The 16,941-nt window shown below is 67.8% G+C and carries 19 protein-coding genes, 1 tRNA gene and 1 pseudogene; 13 read left to right on the plus strand and 8 right to left on the minus strand.

What is annotated here, in order from left to right:
• Window positions 1–45 precede the first annotated feature (45 nt).
• Window positions 46–837, minus strand: coding sequence for an SDR family NAD(P)-dependent oxidoreductase (locus D8M34_RS06320; protein WP_126893482.1), 792 nt, complete (start codon window positions 835–837; stop codon window positions 46–48).
• Between the two features lie 116 nt (window positions 838–953).
• Between D8M34_RS06320 and D8M34_RS06325 the strand changes: the two genes are divergently transcribed.
• Entirely contained in the window at window positions 954–1,445 is a 492-nt protein-coding gene (locus D8M34_RS06325; protein WP_126893483.1) for a MarR family winged helix-turn-helix transcriptional regulator, read from the plus strand.
• 314 nt (window positions 1,446–1,759) lie between these two features.
• Here the strand turns inward: D8M34_RS06325 and D8M34_RS06330 are convergent, their stop codons facing one another.
• Complete coding sequence (locus D8M34_RS06330; RefSeq protein WP_202976253.1) at window positions 1,760–2,794, minus strand: bifunctional NAD(P)H-dependent oxidoreductase/GNAT family N-acetyltransferase; 1,035 nt, start codon at window positions 2,792–2,794, stop codon at window positions 1,760–1,762.
• Between the two features lie 54 nt (window positions 2,795–2,848).
• Here D8M34_RS06330 and D8M34_RS06335 point away from each other — a divergent pair, with 54 nt between their 5' ends.
• On the plus strand, window positions 2,849–3,343 hold the full coding sequence (locus D8M34_RS06335) for a MarR family winged helix-turn-helix transcriptional regulator (protein ID WP_126893484.1): 495 nt from the start codon (window positions 2,849–2,851) through the stop codon (window positions 3,341–3,343).
• Here the strand turns inward: D8M34_RS06335 and D8M34_RS06340 are convergent.
• Window positions 3,320–3,898, minus strand: a complete 579-nt coding sequence (locus tag D8M34_RS06340) for a TetR/AcrR family transcriptional regulator (protein WP_126893485.1) — start codon at window positions 3,896–3,898, stop codon at window positions 3,320–3,322. The genes D8M34_RS06335 and D8M34_RS06340 overlap by 24 nt on opposite strands.
• A gap of 73 nt (window positions 3,899–3,971) precedes the next feature.
• On the opposite strand from D8M34_RS06340, the gene D8M34_RS06345 reads away from it, so the two are divergent.
• Window positions 3,972–4,379 (plus strand): VOC family protein, encoded by a 408-nt coding sequence (locus D8M34_RS06345; RefSeq protein ID WP_126893486.1) that lies wholly within the window; start codon window positions 3,972–3,974, stop codon window positions 4,377–4,379.
• Window positions 4,380–4,410: 31 nt separating this feature from the next.
• Here the strand turns inward: D8M34_RS06345 and D8M34_RS06350 are convergent, their stop codons facing one another.
• From D8M34_RS06350 to D8M34_RS06360, 3 genes are read right to left on the minus strand one after another with little or no spacing between them, the layout of a single operon-like run.
• The gene (locus D8M34_RS06350; RefSeq protein ID WP_126893487.1) at window positions 4,411–5,205 is read right to left on the minus strand and encodes an ABC transporter permease; all 795 of its coding nucleotides are present in this window, start codon (window positions 5,203–5,205) and stop codon (window positions 4,411–4,413) included.
• The gene (locus tag D8M34_RS06355) at window positions 5,202–5,918 is read right to left on the minus strand and encodes an ABC transporter ATP-binding protein (RefSeq protein WP_126893488.1); all 717 of its coding nucleotides are present in this window, start codon (window positions 5,916–5,918) and stop codon (window positions 5,202–5,204) included. The genes D8M34_RS06350 and D8M34_RS06355 overlap by 4 nt, the downstream gene beginning before the upstream one ends.
• Complete coding sequence (locus tag D8M34_RS06360) at window positions 5,915–6,274, minus strand: hypothetical protein (protein WP_126893489.1); 360 nt, start codon at window positions 6,272–6,274, stop codon at window positions 5,915–5,917. Before D8M34_RS06360 ends, D8M34_RS06355 begins: the two co-directional genes overlap by 4 nt.
• Window positions 6,275–6,347: 73 nt before the next feature.
• On the opposite strand from D8M34_RS06360, the gene D8M34_RS06365 reads away from it, so the two are divergent.
• Together D8M34_RS06365 and D8M34_RS06370 are read left to right on the plus strand one after the other, a co-directional pair.
• Window positions 6,348–6,875 carry a helix-turn-helix domain-containing protein gene (locus D8M34_RS06365; RefSeq protein WP_126893490.1) on the plus strand — a complete coding sequence of 176 codons (528 nt, stop codon included), beginning with the start codon at window positions 6,348–6,350 and terminating at the stop codon, window positions 6,873–6,875.
• Window positions 6,876–6,912: 37 nt separating this feature from the next.
• Window positions 6,913–7,578: an SGNH/GDSL hydrolase family protein gene (locus D8M34_RS06370; RefSeq protein WP_126893491.1), complete on the plus strand. Its 666-nt coding sequence runs from the start codon at window positions 6,913–6,915 to the stop codon at window positions 7,576–7,578.
• A 94-nt stretch (window positions 7,579–7,672) separates the two neighbouring features.
• On the opposite strand, the gene D8M34_RS06375 is transcribed toward D8M34_RS06370, so the two are convergent.
• A tRNA-Ser gene (locus D8M34_RS06375) sits at window positions 7,673–7,764 on the minus strand.
• A gap of 163 nt (window positions 7,765–7,927) precedes the next feature.
• Between D8M34_RS06375 and D8M34_RS06380 the strand changes: the two genes are divergently transcribed.
• Entirely contained in the window at window positions 7,928–8,635 is a 708-nt protein-coding gene (locus D8M34_RS06380; RefSeq protein ID WP_082802896.1) for a potassium channel family protein, read from the plus strand.
• A gap of 3 nt (window positions 8,636–8,638) precedes the next feature.
• On the opposite strand, the gene D8M34_RS06385 is transcribed toward D8M34_RS06380, so the two are convergent.
• Window positions 8,639–9,643, minus strand: a complete 1,005-nt coding sequence (locus tag D8M34_RS06385; protein WP_025104562.1) for a LacI family DNA-binding transcriptional regulator — start codon at window positions 9,641–9,643, stop codon at window positions 8,639–8,641.
• Window positions 9,644–9,791: 148 nt separating this feature from the next.
• Here D8M34_RS06385 and D8M34_RS06390 point away from each other — a divergent pair, with 148 nt between their 5' ends.
• The 7 genes and pseudogenes from D8M34_RS06390 (at window position 9,792) to D8M34_RS06420 (ending at window position 16,905) form a co-directional block, all read left to right on the plus strand.
• Window positions 9,792–11,309, plus strand: coding sequence for a sugar ABC transporter ATP-binding protein (locus D8M34_RS06390; RefSeq protein ID WP_126893492.1), 1,518 nt, complete (start codon window positions 9,792–9,794; stop codon window positions 11,307–11,309).
• A pseudogene (locus tag D8M34_RS06395) lies at window positions 11,306–12,324 on the plus strand (ABC transporter permease). Before D8M34_RS06390 ends, D8M34_RS06395 begins: the two are co-directional and overlap by 4 nt.
• Entirely contained in the window at window positions 12,321–13,424 is a 1,104-nt protein-coding gene (locus tag D8M34_RS06400; RefSeq protein WP_085603972.1) for an ABC transporter permease, read from the plus strand. Before D8M34_RS06395 ends, D8M34_RS06400 begins: the two are co-directional and overlap by 4 nt.
• Window positions 13,421–14,452 carry a rhamnose ABC transporter substrate-binding protein gene (gene rhaS / locus D8M34_RS06405; protein ID WP_126893493.1) on the plus strand — a complete coding sequence of 344 codons (1,032 nt, stop codon included), beginning with the start codon at window positions 13,421–13,423 and terminating at the stop codon, window positions 14,450–14,452. Before D8M34_RS06400 ends, rhaS begins: the two co-directional genes overlap by 4 nt.
• A 56-nt stretch (window positions 14,453–14,508) precedes the next feature.
• Window positions 14,509–14,889: an L-rhamnose mutarotase gene (locus D8M34_RS06410; RefSeq protein ID WP_085603978.1), complete on the plus strand. Its 381-nt coding sequence runs from the start codon at window positions 14,509–14,511 to the stop codon at window positions 14,887–14,889.
• The gene (gene rhaI / locus D8M34_RS06415; RefSeq protein ID WP_085603981.1) at window positions 14,886–16,052 is read left to right on the plus strand and encodes an L-rhamnose isomerase; all 1,167 of its coding nucleotides are present in this window, start codon (window positions 14,886–14,888) and stop codon (window positions 16,050–16,052) included. The genes D8M34_RS06410 and rhaI overlap by 4 nt, the downstream gene beginning before the upstream one ends.
• A 4-nt stretch (window positions 16,053–16,056) precedes the next feature.
• Entirely contained in the window at window positions 16,057–16,905 is an 849-nt protein-coding gene (locus tag D8M34_RS06420; protein WP_085603984.1) for an alpha/beta hydrolase fold domain-containing protein, read from the plus strand.
• Window positions 16,906–16,941 lie beyond the last annotated feature (36 nt).

Here is a 16,941-nt window from a genome sequence, read left to right on the forward strand (position 1 = left end):
GAGGATACCCGAACGTGTGCGCCCCGGCGACTCGCCCGGCCGCGCTCACAGCATCGCGGTCAGCACCCCGCCGTCCGCCCGCAGCGCGGCGCCGTTCGTCGCCGATGCGCGGACGCTGGAGAGGTAGACGACGAGGTCGGCGACTTCGGCCGGATCGAGGAAGCGCCCCAGCAGTGTGGTCGCATTCTGTCCGATGATCGCCTCCTTCATCACCTCCTCGGAGACGGACCGGGCCTCGGCGACCGCGGCGACGCTCGCCGCGACCCCCTCCGAGTAGGTCGGCCCGCCCAGGACGGTGTTGACCGTCACGCCGGTGCCGCGGGTGAGTTTGGCCATCCCGTTCCCGAGCGCGATCATCGCGGCCTTCGTCACGCCGTAGTGCACCATGTCGGCCGGGACGTTGACGCCGGACTCGCTGCTGACGAAGACGATGCGCCCCCAGCCCCGTTCCCGCATCCCCGGCAGGAGGGAGCGGGAGAGACGCACGCCGCTCATCACGTTCACCTCGAAGTAGCGCGCCCAGTCCTCGTCGGCGACGTCCGCGAAGTCGGCGAGTCCGAAGAGGCCGACGTTGTTGATGAGGATGTCGACGTCGCCGAGCCGCTCCGTCAGCCGCGCCACCTGCGACGGATCGGTGAAGTCCGCGGCGATCCCGGACACGGCCACCTCCGGATGAGCGAGGGCCAGGACGCGCACCGCCGCGTCGACGCGTCCCTGGTCACGACCATTGATCACGACATCGACCCCCTCGGCGGCGAGAGCGGACGCGACCGCGTATCCGATCCCCTGGCTCGATCCGCTGATGAACGCCCTCTTGCCGCGCAGCCCCAGTTCCATCCGTCTCCCTCTCACTTCCGCGGATCTCCCGCATCACTTGCCTAAGCAAGTCATACTAGCCTCCAGTCACTTTCCTGAGCAAACGAAGAGCACGGCTCGACCGCTACGGTGGAGGAATGTCGTCATCCTCCCCCGCCCCCTTGAGCACCGAAGAGATGGACGTCTGGTCGGCACTCGCGACACTGCTCGAACGGCTCCCCGCGGCCCTCGACGCGCAACTGCAGCGCGACAGCGGACTGACCCACTTCGAGCACGGCATCCTCTACGCCCTCGATGCGGCACCGGAGCGCACGCTCCGCCTCAGTGTCCTCGCGGGCTACGCGAACAGCACGCTGTCCCGACTCTCCCGCGCGGTCACCCGCCTGGAGGCGAAAGGCTGGGTCCGTCGCGAGATCGATGCGGAAGACGGGCGCTTCACCCTCGGCATCCTCACGGACGCCGGCCACCGGAAGGTCGAGGAGTCGACTCCCGCGCACCAGGCCCTCATCCGCCGCGTCGTCTTCGACACCCTGACCCCGGCGCAGGCCCGGCAGCTCGGCACGGCGAGCCGGAAGATCTCCGCCGCGCTCTCCCCCGACCCGACCTGGACGCCGGGGACGCCGGCGTGAGGAGGGCCGCCTGCATGCGAGAACACGAAAGCCCCGGCGAGCGGACTCGTCGGGGCTTCTCAGTGCGGAGACGAGGGGATTTGAACCCCTGGTCCCCGTAAGGGGACTCCACCTTAGCAGAGCCCGCGACGTATGCAGTTGTCGAATGATCCCGGTGACCGCTGCCCCCACCCGTATCGAGCACCTCGCGTGGAGCAGCTTCAATCCCGCCCCTGCGGCAAGAGCATTCCTCGAAAGCCTGCCGATTCCTCAACCGGGCGACGACAAGTAGGTGCATGGGCAGGAAGCCGAGTGCCAGTCCGTCGGGTTTCGCTTCAGAAGCGCTTGACGAGTTCGACTGTTCCTTCGGGGTCCTCGGTGTGCTGGACGAACCCTTCGCTCGTGTACAGATGGATGTTCTTCGTGCTCCGCGATCCGGTGCTGAGCTCGATACGGTCGCAGGAGCTCGCGAGAGCATCCGTCGCGTGCCGGAGGAGCCAGCGCCCGATTCCCCGCCCGTAGAGATCGGGAACGACGGCGAGTCTGCCGATGTGCCCTGTTCGCGATGCGCGTCGAGCGCGAACCATTCCGATGAGACGCCCGTGGAGCCAGAGTCCGATGGTCTCCCAGTCGGTGAGCCAGGTCTGCACGTCTTCGAGGGTCTCGGTGAACGGAGCGAGGTCTAGTGTTTCGTTGCTCAACGCCTCGTCGACCCAGCAGCATCGCTGCAGAACCAGTACGTGCGGGGCGTCGTCGGGAGTCAACGAGCGTGTGTAGCTTCCGGGCAACGGCCCAACGTCGATACCGGGTCGTGCAGCCTCCCGCATGGGCTTGAGCGCGTGAGCTAGTCTGACCAGCTCCTCCAGCAAGCCCTTCGCCGACGCGGTCAGCTGTACACTCGGACGAACCCCAGTCGAATCGATCGTGTCTTTCAGCCGCAGGGCGACGGTCGAGCCGAGCGGGACGAGACGAAGCGTCGTTGTCACCTGTTTCGCGTGCTGCACGGATCGGGTGCCTGCCGACGTGTTGCCGTAGCTCACGAATCCCATGGGCTTCCACGCCCATTCATGGCTCAGGTAGTCGAGGGCGTTCTTGAGCGTTGCGGGCATGCCGTAGTTGTACTCAGGTGTGACCGCGATGAAGCCATCCGCCTCGTCGACGATCTTGCTCCACGCTTTGGTGTGCGGGTTTCGATAGGCGCCGAGAGCAGGATGATCCTCCTCGTCGAAGAACGGGAGATCGAGATCGCGCAACGACACATGCTGAAGCTCGACGTCGAGTGCGTCAGCGCGGGGGGTGAGGGCTTGCAGGAGCCAGTCTGCAACCGCCGGGCCCATCGCTCCGGGCCTGGTGCTGCACGTGAGGATCACGACTCTAGGCGATATCGTTGACATGTAAACGAGCATAGATCGTAGAATGATTACATGTCAACGAAAAGGATCGGGTCGGCGGCGCCTTGGTTGAGCGAGGACGAGGAGGTCGCCTGGCGCGCGTTTCGTCGCATGACGATCGCAGTGCAGGCCGGTGTGGTGCACGACCTTGCTGCATCAGGTCTCTCGGAGCCCGACTACGAAGTACTCAGCACCCTGGTCGAAGCGCCGGAGATGACGAGCACACTGCATGCCCAGGCGCAGAAGATGGGGTGGTCGCGAAGCAGGCTCTCGCGTCAGGCCGGCAGGATGGAAGCGCGAGAGCTGATTCGCCGTGACCCCGACCCGGCAGACGGTCGCGGCTGTCTGCTCGTACTCGCCCCACTCGGGCTCGACGCCCTTCGCGGAGCGACTGCCGTGCACCTGGAATCCGTGCGCCGCCGCTTCGCCGATCGGCTCGACGCGCGCGACCTCCTTGACATCGTGCGAATCTCTGGAAAGCTCGCCCATGCCCCAGAACCGGCTCTACGACACGTAGGCCGTGAGTAGTCTGTCGAGAACCTTATGAGATTGCCGACGAGCCAGGTCGGTGTCCTCGTGTTGGGCCGTCCAGAGGGCCGCCTCGTTCATCGCGCCGGAGAGCTGCGCGGTCGACGCATCGAGGATGTCTTCTGCAACTCCCGCCTCACGTAGTGCCTCTCGCAGATGTGTCGCCGAGTTCTCCGCGTCGAGTCGGCGCCATTCCTGCCAGCCGGTCACCGCTGGTGCATCGATGAGCAGGATTCGCATGGCCGCCCCGTTCGTGATCGCATCGAGGAATGCGTGCGACCCGGCCCTGAGCTGTTCGAGAGGCTGCGGGTCTGCCTTCTCTGCTGCCGCGACGACAGCTCGTGCGACGTCGGCTTGGAGGCGGGCGACGACCTCGCCGAACAGTGCGACCTTGTTCCGGTAGTGGTGGTAGACCGCGCCTCGCGTGACCCCGGAGTCCCGGGCGACGTCATCGACCGAGACTTCGCTGAAGCCTCGTGCTGAGAAGAGCTCCTTCGCCGAATCGAGGATGCGTTGGGCTGTCTGGGCGGCGTCGGCCGCGGAGGCGCGAGGCATGGTCCTCTCCCTTTACGTACAGCGTGTATGTATACTGACTTCTTTACATTCATATCGTACGTAAAGGAGTGCAATGTCCGTCACCAGCCTCTATCCCGTGCTCATGTCTCGCGATGTCGACGCCGCGGCGTCCTTCTACCGCGACTTCATCGGTTTTGAGACGACCTTTGAATCCGACTGGTATGTCAGCTTGCGCTTAGGGGAGTTCGAGCTGGCGATCTTGGCTCACGATCACCCCACGGTGCCGGACGGATACCGTGAGCTTCCCCGAGGAGTGATCGTCAACCTCGAAGTCAGCGACGTCGATGCCGTCCACACGCAGCTGGCCGGCAAGACAGAGGCGAACGTGGTGTTACCGCTTCGCGATGAGGACTTCGGTCAGCGGCACTTCATCGTTGCCGCCCCCGACGGCGTCCTGCTCGACATCATCCAGCCCGTGGCCCCCAGCGAGGACTACGCGAGCGCGTATGTGCAGACATAGAGGCTTTCGTTCGGCGAGACCCTGGATCCGGTCACCTCAGGTCTCGCCGAAGGGGAACGAAGACGGCGAGAATCGCCGCGATGACCGCGTATGCCACGAGAATCGCAGCGCCGAGCACAGGTGAGACCATCGTCGCAGGCGTCAGCGCTGTCTGGCTCGCGATCGCGCCGGTGAGGAAGTCAAAACTCGTCAGCGATGCCGTCGCGCCGCCCGGCAGGAACGGGTAAATCGCGTTGACGCCGGGAACCAGCATCAGGATGTACTCGACGAACAGGAAGTAGCCGAGCACGACGCCGATCGCGACGAAGGGTGAACGCGCCAACGCGCCGATACCTACTCCGAGCAGCATGTAGGCCGCAGCGGCGAGGGTGAGCTGTATGAGGGCCGGCGCCAGATCCACCGCATCGACGCCCAGCGGTACACCGCGCACCCATGCTGCGACGATCAGGGCGAGCAATGCCGACAGAGATGCGATCATTCCGTAGACGATGCCCAGCACTGTGTACACGGCGAGCTTGGCTGTTAGTACTCGACCCCGTCGAGGAACGACGAGGAGCGTCGTGCCGATCGTGCGGTGTCGATACTCGCTTGTGATCGCGATGGTCCCGACCAGCGCGGGGATGAACAGAAGCACGGTCCCGATGCCGAGCACGAATCCAACGCCTTCGGGGGTGTCGATGTCCGGCATGGGAGGCTGGGCGTTCTGCGGTCCGGTGAGCGCAAGGAGAAGCGTCAATCCGCCACCACACGCGAGCGCAACCACTGCCGACCACAGTGCTACTCCGGTGGCGCGCAGTCGCACGACCTCTCCGTAGACGGCATTCATGAGAGAGGTCCTTTCTGCGTGAGGTGCAGGAATGCTTCCTCGAGAGGAGCATCTTGCGCCACGAGTCGTTCGAGCGCGCCCGTCCAGACGGTGCGGCCCTGGTCGATGAGGATGACGTCGTCGATCGCGTGCTCGATCTCATGAAGCACATGGCTGGAGAGCAGTACGGCGCCGCCAGCATCGGCGAACCCGCGCAGGAATGTGCGGAGCCACGCGATTCCGCTTGGGTCCAGACCGTTCGACGGCTCATCGAGCACGAGGATGTCCGGGTCGCCGAGCATCGCGGTGGCCAGCGCGAGGCGCTGCCGCATCCCGGTGGAGAAGGCGCCGATTCGACGATCGGCGTACGACTGCGCCCCCACGAGGGATAGCACGGTGTCCACCCGCGACCGGTCCATTCCTCCGAGTGCCGCGTAGGTGTGAAGGTGAGCGCGTGCTGTCATGCGTGGATGCGCTGACGCGATGTCCAGGACCGCGCCCACGGTACTTGCGGGCGCAGACAGGTGGGCGTAGGGCAGGCCGGCGATGAGCGTCTCACCGCTGTCTGAGCGGATCAGGCCGAGTAGCGCGCGCATCAGCGTCGATTTCCCTGCCCCATTGGGCCCGAGAAACCCGACGATGCGCCCATACTCGACTTTCACGTTCACATCTTCGAGTGCAACGACGTTTCCGAACCGCTTGGAGAGCGCCTCTACCTCGATCGCAGCGTTCAAGAGTGCACATCCGATCGGAGGTCTGCCGCGATCGACGCTGCAGCATCGGTGCTCAGGAGGATCTCGTCGAACCCGACGGCGGCCCGGTCGACGGCGATCCGCAGCAGCGGGTGCCCGCGCTTCATTGAGACCAGGCGCCGCACCCCGGAAGGGTGCCTAAACGTGCCCAGTTTGCGGTAGCCGGAGATGACGAGACCGGACTTCATCCCGAGGATCTCGGAAGTCCATCCCTGTTCGCTCGCGACACCACGGATCGCCGACCTCGGAATCAACAGCTTCGGCAAGCCCGTCATCGTCGACTCCCAACCGGGAAACTGCACGTGCACTCCGGCTCGGTCGTATGTGATGTTCGTCATCGTTCTCTCCTCGATCGCTAGAGTGGAAATCGTACTGAGAACATTATCATCGTGATAACAGTGAGGAGTCAACGTGCCCGACGGGACTGCTCTGGCAAAGGTCGTACTGCACCCGGTGCGATTGCGGATCGTCCAGCAGCTGGGTGGCCGCAACCGCACGACGGCGCAGTTGCGCGAGGCGCTCCCGGATATCCCGCAGGCCACGCTCTACCGACATGTGGCTGCCCTCCTCGATGCCGAGGTTGTCGCAGTGGTCGACGAGCGCAGATCTCGTGGTGCGATCGAGCGAACCTTGGCGCTGGGCGACCGGATGGCAGCCATTGACCACGCTGAGCTTTCTGCGATGAGCAGCGCGCAGCTGAGCACTGCCTTCCTGGCTTTCCTGGGAGACGTCACGGGTGACTTCGATCGCTTCCTCAGCGCGGATTCTCCCGAAGCCCGTGAGCTGGTCGGATTCGCCCGAACGCCCTTGTACGTGAGCAGGGAGGATCTCGCCACGATTCAGGCAGGCCTCGCTGAGCTACTCACTCCTTACCTGACGGAACGGGAGGACGGTCAGCAACGCGTCAACCTCGCCACGATCCTCCTTCCAGACCCGTGAACGCAAAAAGAAACGACGGCAACGCAAAGGAGCCAAGATGCCAACGACGAAGCACATCCTTGTGTACTCGGACTCGCTGACCTGGGGCATAGTCCCGACGACTCGGCAGCGACTTCCTTTCGAAGAGCGCTGGCCCGGAGTTCTGCACGCCGCGCTCAACGCGGGATGGGACGGTCACATCCGGCTCACGGAGGACTGTCTCAACGGGCGCCGCACCGCCTTCGACGACCCATACAAACCGGGGCGGAACGCCCTCAGCGGCATCCAACAGGTCATAGAAGCGCAATCACCGCTCGACCTCGTGATTCTCCTACTCGGCACCAACGACTTCCAATCCATGCACCAGCACAAACCCTGGCACTCCGCGATGGGCATCGCAGCGCTCATCAACGCGATCAGGACAGCACCGATCGAGCCCGGGATGCCTACCCCGCCGATTCTCGTCATCGCGCCCCCGCAGCTCGAGAACCCTCGAGGACCGATCGGCCCGAAGTTCGCGGGCGGGGATATCGCCGCACAGGGTCTCGCGCAGGCAATTCGACAGGTCAGCGAAGACACCGGCTGCGTCTTTTTCGACTCGAACACGATCACCACCAGCAGCAAGCACGACGGCGTGCATCTCGACGCCGACCAGCACCACGCCCTGGGCGTCGCACTCGCGCCGGTCGTCGCGCACCTGATGGCAGACCGCAATGCTCGCTGAAGCTCCGCTGTCCAGCAACGAGGGTCGGGGCTATCTCGGTAACGGTGGTTCCGGCGGTTTCCCGGAAGAAAACCGGATCTGACCAGGAAAAATTTGGCGGAGACGAGGGGATTTGAACCCCTGGTCCCCGTAAGGGGACTCCACCTTAGCAGGGTGGTGCACTAGGCCGGACTATGCGACGTCTCCAGGCATCCGGCTCGAGAGCACGGATGCACCCCACCATCATAACGGGTCCGGCGCGTGGTCACGAACCGCCGATCTCGGATGCTCCCTGGAGCCGGCCGCATGCCCTGCGATACTGGCCGCACGTTGCGAGGGTCCGGCGCCCGCGGACGCGAGAGGAGACGCCATGTCCGAGCCATCGGGAGCGCACGTCCGCGCGGGGTTCGCCGCCCCGGCCGACCCGAGGCGCGGCGCCCTGGGCTATGCCGCGGTGCTCGCCCTCCTCATCGTGTCGTACGGACTGTGCGCGGCCCAGCCCGGCACGGTCCCCAGCCCCTGGGCGTTCCTGGCGATGCTGGTCACGGTCGCGATCGTGTTCCGCGTGACCAGGGCGCACGCCCTGGTGCAGCGGGTGTCGTGGGTCGTGCTCTCGGCCGCCGGCCTGGCCGCCCTCCTCGCGGCGTTCTTCGCCACGGACAGTCCGGCGCTCGCCGTGGCGCTCTCCGCCGCCTCCATGATCGCGCTGCTCGTGGCGCCGTGGGCCATCATCGCGCACCAGGTCACCCGCCGAGGCCTCGACGTCGAGGCCCTCCTGGCCGCGGTGACCGCGTACATCCTCGTCGGCATGTTCTTCGCCTTCGTCTACAACCTGCTGTCGCTGCTGCTGCCGACGCCGCTGTTCGGAGATGCGGCGAACGACTCGCTCGGCAATCAGCTCTTCTTCTCCTTCACGGCACTGACCACGACGGGCTACGGGAACCTCGTCCCCGTCGGACCGGGCGTGCAGGCGGTGGCCGTCGCCGAGGGGATCACCGGGCAGCTCTTCCTCATCACCGCCGTCGCCCGCATCATGCGGGGTGCGAGCGCCCAACGCACCACATCGACCCCGGCCTGACGGTCACTCCCCGGTCGTCGAGCGGCGGGCGACGAGCTCCGGCCGGAACAGCACGTGCTCCGGCGCCGGTGCCACCTCGTCCTGCCCCCGCAGCAGCAGGTCGACCGCGGTCGAGCCGATGAGGGCGGCCGGCTGCCGCACCGAGCTGAGCGGGATCACGGCGGCCGCGGCGAAGTCGATGTCGTCGTAGCCCACGAGTGCGATGTCCTCGGGGACCCGGGCGTCGCCGGTCATCACCAGGCTCTGCAGGAGGCCCAGGGCCAGGAGGTCGTTCGCCGCGAAGACCGCGTCAGGCCGGTCCCCGGGGGCGCGGTCGAGGATCTGCGCACCGGCCCGGCGTCCCTCCTCGACGGTGAGCGCGGAGGTCGGGATGAACTCCAGCCCGATCCCCGCCGCGGCCGCCGCGGCCTGCGCGCCGCTCAGGCGGTCGGAGACCTGGCGCAGCGCGACCGGGCCGCCGACGAAGGCGATCCGGCGACGACCGACCGCCAGCAGGTGCTCGGTCGCGATGCGTCCGCCCTCGACATCGTCGACGGCGACGGAGGCGAACCGCTCGTCCTGCGATTCCCGGTCGACGAGCACGGCGTGCGTCCCGCGCTCATGCATCCGCACCAGCCGCGGCAGGGATTCCGCCACGGGAGTGACGAGCACGCCGGTCACCCGCTGCTCCTCGAAGAGATCGAGATGCATCGCCTCCCGCTCCTGCTTCTCGTCGCTGTTGGCGACGAGGACGGAGAGTCCGTGCTGGTCGGCGCGCTCCTCGGCTCCGCGGATCACCTCGGCGAAGAACGGGTTGCGGATGTCGAGCACGACGAGGCCGATCGTCCGACTGCGCCCCGCACGGAGCTGCCGTGCCGCGTCGTTGCGCACGAACCCGAGGCGGTCGATCGACGCCTGCACACGCGCGACGGTCTCCGCGGCCACCTTCTCCGGCCGGTTGAGCACGTTCGACACGGTCCCGACGGAGACACCCGCGTCCTCGGCGACCTCCCGCACACTGACGGCCATCGCGCCCTCCCTCCGGCTCCCGCCGCTGAAACGACTCATCCGCGGGGATCGCCTCAGACTCTCATGCCGTATTGACACGCGTCAACACAGCCCCTAGTCTCATCTCCATCAGGGTTTGAAACGATTCATTCCCTCAATGGAGAGAGAAATGATGTCCTCACCCACGACGGCGCCCGTGCTCGAGCTCGCCGACGTCCAGAAGGCGTTCGGGTCGGTGATCGCCCTGCGCTCCGGCACCATCGCCGTCCGCCCCGGCTCCATCCACGCGCTCGTCGGCGAGAACGGGGCCGGCAAGTCCACGCTCGTGAAGATCGTCGCCGGTCTCTACCAGCGCGACGGCGGGGTCTTCCGGCTTCGCGGCGAAGACGTGGACTTCACCTCGACCGCCCAGTCGAAGGCGGCCGGCGTCGCGGTCATCTACCAGGAGCCGACGCTCTTCCCCGACCTCTCCGTCACCGAGAACATCTTCATGGGCCGCCAGCCGACCGGGCGGTTCGGGCGGATCGACCGCAAGGCCATGCGCCACGAGGTCGAGCGCCTCTTCACCCGCCTCGGCGTCACCATCGACCCCGACCGCCCCGCCGAAGGCCTGTCGATCGCCGACCAGCAGGTCATCGAGATCGCCAAGGCCGTCTCCCTCGACGCCACGCTGCTCATCATGGACGAGCCCACCGCGGCGCTCTCCGGCGTGGAGGTGGAGCGCCTGTTCGCGATCGCCCGGAGCCTGCGCGACGAGGGCCGCGGCCTCATCTTCATCTCGCACCGGTTCGACGAGGTGTTCGCGCTCTGCGACACCGTCACGGTCATGCGAGACGGCGCGTACATCGCGACCTCCGCCATCGCCGACACCACGGTCGACGAACTCGTGCACCAGATGGTCGGCCGCGAGGTGTCCGAGCTGTTCCCGAAGCAGGAGGCGACGATCGGCGAGCCGCTGCTCGAGGTCGAGGGGCTCACGAGCCCCGGCCTCTTCCACGACATCTCGTTCTCCGTCCGTGCGGGCGAGATCGTCGGGCTCGCCGGCCTCGTCGGCGCCGGGCGCAGCGAGGTCGCGCGCGCGGTCTTCGGCGTGGACGGGTACCGCGAGGGCAGCGTGCGCATGAAGGGCCGCCGGATCCGCGCGCGCCGTCCGGTCGACGCCATGCGCGCCGGTCTCGCCCTCGTCCCCGAGGACCGCCGGAAGCAGGGCCTCGTCATCGAAGCCGGCGTCGGCGGGAACATCACCCTCGCGATCCGTCGGCGTCTCGCCCGCCTCGGCCTGCTCACCACAGCGATGGAGAACCGCGCCGCCCGGGAGTGGGCGTCGCGGCTCGAGGTGAAGACCCACGCCCTGGACACCGTCGCCGCGACGCTCTCCGGCGGCAACCAGCAGAAGGTCGTCCTCGCGAAATGGCTCGCCACGCAGCCGCAGGTGCTGCTCATCGACGAGCCGACCCGCGGCATCGACGTCGGCACCAAGTCCGAGGTGCACCGCCTGCTGTCCCAGCTCGCCGGTCAGGGCATGGGCATCCTCATGATCTCGTCCGAGCTGCCCGAGGTGCTCGGCATGGCCGACCGGGTGCTCGTGATGCGCGAGGGTCGCATCACGGCCGAGATCCCCCGCTCGGAGGCCACCTCCGAGAACGTCATGTTCGCCGCGACGCACGCATCGGAGCTCAGCTCGTGACCACCGCCATCCCCGTCTCCGCGCTCACCAAGCGCATCTCCGGTCTCGGCAGGGCCCGCGAGTTCGGCATCCTCCTGGCCCTCGTGCTCGTGGTGACCGCCGCGACCCTCAACAATCCGAAGTTCCTGTTCAGCGCCGACGGCTGGCGCGACCTGCTGCTGACGCCCTCGATCCTCGTGCTCGTCGCCGTGGGACAGGCCATCGTCCTCATCACGCGCAACGTCGACCTGTCCGTGGGTTCCGTGATGGGTCTGACCGCGTACCTGACCGGTCGGCTCTTCATCGACATCCCCGGCATCCCGATCGTCCTGGTCGTGGTCGCCGCCGTGGTGCTCGGCGCTCTGCTCGGCCCCGACACGGTGCGCTCGTCGCATACGCCAAGGTGCCGGCGATGGTGATCACCCTCGGCACCCTCTACGCCTACCGCGGCATCAACGTGCTGTGGACCGGCAGCGACCGCGTGAACGCCTCCGACATGCCGCGCGACTTCCTCGCCCTCGGCACGGGGCAGGTCCTCGGCATCCCGATCCTCGCGATCGTCGCGGTCGTCGTGCTCGCCGTCGCCGCCTGGTACATGAAGAACACCCGCGGCGGCCGGGAGTTCTACGCGATCGGCTCCGACCCCGCGGCGGCCGAGCTCTACGGCCTGCGCGTCACGCGCCGCGTGCTCACCGCGTTCGTCCTGTCGGGAGCGCTCGCCGGACTCGCCGGCGTCTTCTACGCGGCCCGGTACGGCACCATCAACTCCCAGGCGGGAGCGGGATGGGAGCTGGACGCGGTGGGCGCGGCCGTCATCGGCGGCGTCGCGATCACCGGCGGCATCGGCTCGGTGTGGGGCGCCGCGATCGGCGCCGTCCTGCTGCTGACCATCAACCGCGCTCTGCCGATCCTCGGCATCCCCGACTTCTGGCAGCGTGCCGTCGTCGGCCTGCTCATCATCGGCGCCATCGTGCTCGACCGCGTGCTCGCGGTGCGGCAGAGACGGCGGCTCATCGAGGCGAGGGACGAATCATGACCACCGCGACCGCCACCGCGACCACCCGCGTCATCCGCGACTACGACAAGCCCCTGTGGCGCCGGCTCCTGCTCACGCGCGAGGCCGCGATCGTCGGTCTGCTCCTGCTCGTCGCGGTCGTCTCGGCCTCCAGCATCCGCGGGTTCGGACAGCCCATCACGCTGACCTACCTGCTGCTCGACATCGCGCCGATCCTCCTGATCGCCCTGCCGATGACCCTCATCATGATCACCGGCGAGATCGACCTCTCGGTGGGCAGCATGGTCGGACTGTCCAGCGTCGTCACCGGCGCTCTGGTGCAGTCAGGGATCCCGTTCGAGCTCGCGGCCCTCGCCGCCCTCGTCGTGGGCGTGGTCGGCGGCGCGTTCAACGGCTTCCTCGTGACGGTCGTCGGCTTGCCCTCGCTCGCCGTCACGATCGGCACGCTCGCCCTCTTCCGCGGCCTCGCCGTCGGGCTGCTCGGCACGGCCGCGGTCACCGACTTCCCGGAGTTCTGGACGGCTCTCGCCAAGGCGAAGATCGCGGGCACCCCGATCCCCGTCATCACGATCCCGTTCCTCCTGCTCGTCGCGGTCTTCGCGGTCCTGCTGCACTTCACACCCTTCGGCCGCGGGGTGTACGCGATCGGGCTGTCGAAGGACGCGGCGCACTTCTCCGGTGTGCACGTCGAGCGCACGAAGCTCATCCTGTTCGTGCTGTCCGGAGCGGTCGCCGCGTTCGCCGGCATCTTCTACACGCTCCGCTACGGCAGCGCCCGCGGCGACAACGCCACCGGCCTCGAGCTCCAGGTCATCGCGGCCGTCGTGCTCGGCGGGGTGTCGGTGTTCGGCGGTCGCGGCAAGATCTACGGCGTCATCGCCGCCGCCTTCCTCATCGGCGCGCTCGCGAGTGCGCTCCGCCTGGTGAACGTCACCTCCGACGTCATCAACATCATCACCGGCACGCTTCTCGTGATCTCGGTGGTGGCCGCAAGCTTCCTGGCCTGGCTGCAGAAGGCACGCCGCCGACCGGGCAGACCCCCCGCCGGTGCCGCCACAGCGACGAAGGCACCGATGGACGCCGCATCCGCGGCATCTCCCGACGAAAGGAACGAACAATGACGTTTGCACGCAAGCGTGTCACCGCCTTCGCCGCCCTCGCGGTGGCGGCGGCGGTCGCACTGACCGGCTGCGCCGGCTCCACCGACGGCGGCGGAGACGGCGGCGGCGACGGGGCGAACGCCTCGATCACCTTCCTGCCCAAGAACCTCGGCAACCCGTACTTCGACACGTCCAGCGAGGGCGGCAAGAAGGCCGTCGAGGAGTTCGGCGGCACGTTCTCCGAGGTCGGGCCTGCCGAGGCCACGCCCGACGCCCAGGTCAGCTACATCAACACGGCCACGCAGCAGGGTGTCGGCGCCCTCGTCGTCTCGGCCAACGACCCGCAAGCCATCTGCGACGCGTTGAACGAGGCCAGGGATGCCGGGGTCAAGGTCGTCACCTTCGACTCCGACACCAACACGGACTGCCGCGACCTGTTCATCAACCAGGCCGACTCCGAGGGCATCGCGAAGGTGCAGATCGACCTCATCGCCGAGCAGATCGGCGGCGCCGGGGAGATCGCCATCCTCTCCGCGTCGGCCAACGCCACGAACCAGAACGCCTGGATCGAGCTGATGGAGGAGTACGTCGCCAGCGAGTACCCCGACATCACGATCGTCGAGACGGTCTACGGCGACGACGACGACCAGACGTCGTTCGACAAGACGGCCGCGCTGCTGCAGACCCACCCGGACCTCAAGGGCATCGTCTCGCCCACCACGGTCGGCATCGCCGCCGCGGCGCGCTACGTGTCGACGTCCGACTTCAAGGGCCAGGTCGCGCTGACCGGACTCGGCACGCCCAACCAGATGCGCGAGTACGTGGAGGACGGCACCGTCACCGCCTTCGCGCTGTGGAACCCGGCCGACCTCGGCTACCTGGCCGCTTACGCCGCCCAGGCCCTGATCGCCGGCGACATCACCGGCGAAGAGGGCGACACCTTCGAGGCCGGCGACCTCGGCGAGTACACCGTCGGCGCCGACGGCATCGTCCTGCTGGGCGACCCGTTCGTGTTCGACGCCGACAACATCGGCGACTTCGACTTCTGAGTCGCCTCCGGCCGGCGTTCCCCGCGGGCGCCGGCCGGACCCCCGAGAGGAATCGCATGACCCGCGTCGCCTTCCAGCTCCAGGTGAAGCCCGAGCTGCTGCCCGAGTACCTCGCCCGTCACACGCCGGTGCGCCCGGAGATGCTCCGCGAGATCGCGGCCGCCGGACGGCGCGACTACAGCCTCTTCCTCGGAAGCGGTGGGGTGCTCTTCGGCTACTACGAGACCGATGACGATGCGGCCGCGCAGGCGTACCTCGCCGCCTCCCCCGTCGCCGCACGCTGGGAGGCCGAGATGGCCCCCTTCTTCCTCGACCTCGACGGCCGTCCCGATCAGGCCGCCACCCCTCTCACCGAGGTGTTCCACCTCGAAGACCAGCTCGCCGCCGCCGGCGAGAGCGTCACACCCGCCACCGACAACGAAGGCCGTGCATCGTGAGCATCCTCACCCCCGACATCCTCGCCGCGCTCGAGAAGCAGAGCATCGAGCTGCCCAGCTGGGCGTTCGGCAACTCCGGGACCCGGTTCAAGGTGTTCAGCACTCCCGGCACGCCCCGCGACCCGTACGAGAAGATCGCCGACGCCGCGCAGGTCCACGCCCACACCGGGCTCGCCCCCACCGTGGCGCTGCACATCCCGTGGGATCTGGTCGACTCCTTCGACGACCTGCGCCGTCACGCCGAGGACCACGGCGTCGCCCTCGGCACCGTGAACTCCAACACCTTCCAGGACGACGACTACAAGTTCGGCGCCCTCACCCACGAGGATGCGGCCGTGCGCCGCAAGGCCATCGACCACCACCTGGCCTGCATCGACGTCATGGACGCCACCGGCAGCCGCGACCTGAAGATCTGGCTGGCGGAGGGGTCGAACTACCCCGGTCAGGCCGACCTGCGCGGACGCCAGGACCGCCTGCACGACTCGTTGCAGCAGATCTACGCGCGCCTCGGCGACCACCAGCGCCTCGTGCTCGAGTACAAGTTCTTCGAGCCGGCGTTCTACCACACCGACGTCCCGGACTGGGGGACGTCCTACGTGCAGGTGACCGCCCTCGGCGACAAGGCGATGGTCTGCCTCGACACCGGTCACCACGCGCCGGGCACCAACATCGAGTTCATCGTGATGCAGCTGCTGCGCCTCGGCAAGCTCGGCTCGTTCGACTTCAACTCCCGCTTCTATGCGGACGACGACCTCATCGTGGGTGCCGCCGACCCGTTCCAGCTGTTCCGGATCCTGTTCGAGGTGATCCGGGGCGGCGGGCTGAACAACCCCGACGTGGCCTTCATGCTGGACCAGTGCCACAACATCGAGGACAAGATCCCCGGACAGATCCGCTCCGTCCTGAACGTGCAGGAGATGACCGCGCGGGCGCTGCTCGTCGACCGGGATGCGCTGACGACTGCCCAGCGCAGCGGCGACGTGCTCACCGCGAACGCCGTCTTCATGGACGCCTTCTCCACCGACGTCCGCCCGGCCCTGGCCGCGTGGCGAGAGGAGCGCGGGCTGCCCGCCGACCCGATGGCGGCGTACGCGGCCTCCGGGTACGGGCAGCGGATCGCGGAGGAGCGCGTGGGCGGCGTGCAGGCGGGCTGGGGAGCCTGAGCGTATGAGCGCGCGCGACATCCACGATCACGTCTTGGACGGGCCGCACGGGCCGCTGCGTGTGCGCGTCTACTCCCCGAAGTCGCCGAGCGGCCACGGCCTGGTGTGGGCTCACGGCGGCGGATTCGCCGGCGGCGACATCGACATGGCGGAGGCCGACGCCGTCGCGCGGGCGTTCGTCGACCACGGGATCGCCGTGGTGAGCGTGGACTACGCCCTCGCCCCGATGACAGCCGAGTGGAGCGCACGCCTCGGCGCGGAGAAGCGCGGGGGTGTGCACTACCCCGTCCCGCACGACGAGATGGTCTCCGCGTTCCGCTGGGCCGCCACGTCGGACGTCGCTTCGCGAGGTTGGGCGATCGGCGGAGCCAGCGCAGGCGGCAACCTCGCCACCGGCGCGGCGCTCCGCCTCGCGCACGAGGGCGGCGTGGTGCCCGCACTCGCGGTCCTCGCCTACCCGACCCTGCAGGCGGTGCAGGCCGCTCCCGACCCGGAGCTGCGTGCCCTGCTCGACGGAGATCCCTCCGCTGACGTGTTCACCCCGGACTTCGTGCGGGGCATGTACGAGAACTATCTCGGGAGCGACCCCGACACGGCGGACGTCTATGCCGTCCCCGGCACCGCAGAGCCGACGGCGCTCGCCTCTTTCCCGCCCACCATCATGGTCAACGACGAGACCGACGAACTCCGTATGTCCGGCGAGGCGTTCGCCGGCTCCCTCGCCACCGCCGGCGTGGAGGTCGACGTCGTCGTCGAGCCGGGCACCACCCACGGGCACCTCAACCGCCCCGAGGAATCCGCCTTCGCCGCGACGATCGATCGGTTCGCGACTCGGATCCTGCAGCTCCCCTGACTCTCCGGCGTCGACCGGCATCTTCACTCACGAACC

Source organism: Microbacterium sp. HSID17254 (assembly GCF_003989315.1).
Classification (GTDB): Bacteria; Actinomycetota; Actinomycetes; order Actinomycetales; family Microbacteriaceae; genus Microbacterium.

What these genes read in the sequence shown, in the direction of transcription:
- D8M34_RS06320 (WP_126893482.1), bottom strand. Translation starts at nt 837, where the DNA reads ATGGAACTGGGGCTGCGCGGCAAGAGGGCGTTCATCAGCGGATCGAGC.
- D8M34_RS06325 (WP_126893483.1), top strand. Translation starts at nt 954, where the DNA reads ATGTCGTCATCCTCCCCCGCCCCCTTGAGCACCGAAGAGATGGACGTC.
- D8M34_RS06335 (WP_126893484.1), top strand. Translation starts at nt 2,849, where the DNA reads ATGTCAACGAAAAGGATCGGGTCGGCGGCGCCTTGGTTGAGCGAGGAC.
- D8M34_RS06340 (WP_126893485.1), bottom strand. Translation starts at nt 3,898, where the DNA reads ATGCCTCGCGCCTCCGCGGCCGACGCCGCCCAGACAGCCCAACGCATC.
- D8M34_RS06345 (WP_126893486.1), top strand. Translation starts at nt 3,972, where the DNA reads ATGTCCGTCACCAGCCTCTATCCCGTGCTCATGTCTCGCGATGTCGAC.
- D8M34_RS06350 (WP_126893487.1), bottom strand. Translation starts at nt 5,205, where the DNA reads ATGAATGCCGTCTACGGAGAGGTCGTGCGACTGCGCGCCACCGGAGTA.
- D8M34_RS06360 (WP_126893489.1), bottom strand. Translation starts at nt 6,274, where the DNA reads ATGACGAACATCACATACGACCGAGCCGGAGTGCACGTGCAGTTTCCC.
- D8M34_RS06370 (WP_126893491.1), top strand. Translation starts at nt 6,913, where the DNA reads ATGCCAACGACGAAGCACATCCTTGTGTACTCGGACTCGCTGACCTGG.
- D8M34_RS06380 (WP_082802896.1), top strand. Translation starts at nt 7,928, where the DNA reads ATGTCCGAGCCATCGGGAGCGCACGTCCGCGCGGGGTTCGCCGCCCCG.
- D8M34_RS06385 (WP_025104562.1), bottom strand. Translation starts at nt 9,643, where the DNA reads ATGGCCGTCAGTGTGCGGGAGGTCGCCGAGGACGCGGGTGTCTCCGTC.
- D8M34_RS06390 (WP_126893492.1), top strand. Translation starts at nt 9,792, where the DNA reads ATGATGTCCTCACCCACGACGGCGCCCGTGCTCGAGCTCGCCGACGTC.
- D8M34_RS06400 (WP_085603972.1), top strand. Translation starts at nt 12,321, where the DNA reads ATGACCACCGCGACCGCCACCGCGACCACCCGCGTCATCCGCGACTAC.
- rhaS (WP_126893493.1), top strand. Translation starts at nt 13,421, where the DNA reads ATGACGTTTGCACGCAAGCGTGTCACCGCCTTCGCCGCCCTCGCGGTG.
- D8M34_RS06410 (WP_085603978.1), top strand. Translation starts at nt 14,509, where the DNA reads ATGACCCGCGTCGCCTTCCAGCTCCAGGTGAAGCCCGAGCTGCTGCCC.
- D8M34_RS06420 (WP_085603984.1), top strand. Translation starts at nt 16,057, where the DNA reads ATGAGCGCGCGCGACATCCACGATCACGTCTTGGACGGGCCGCACGGG.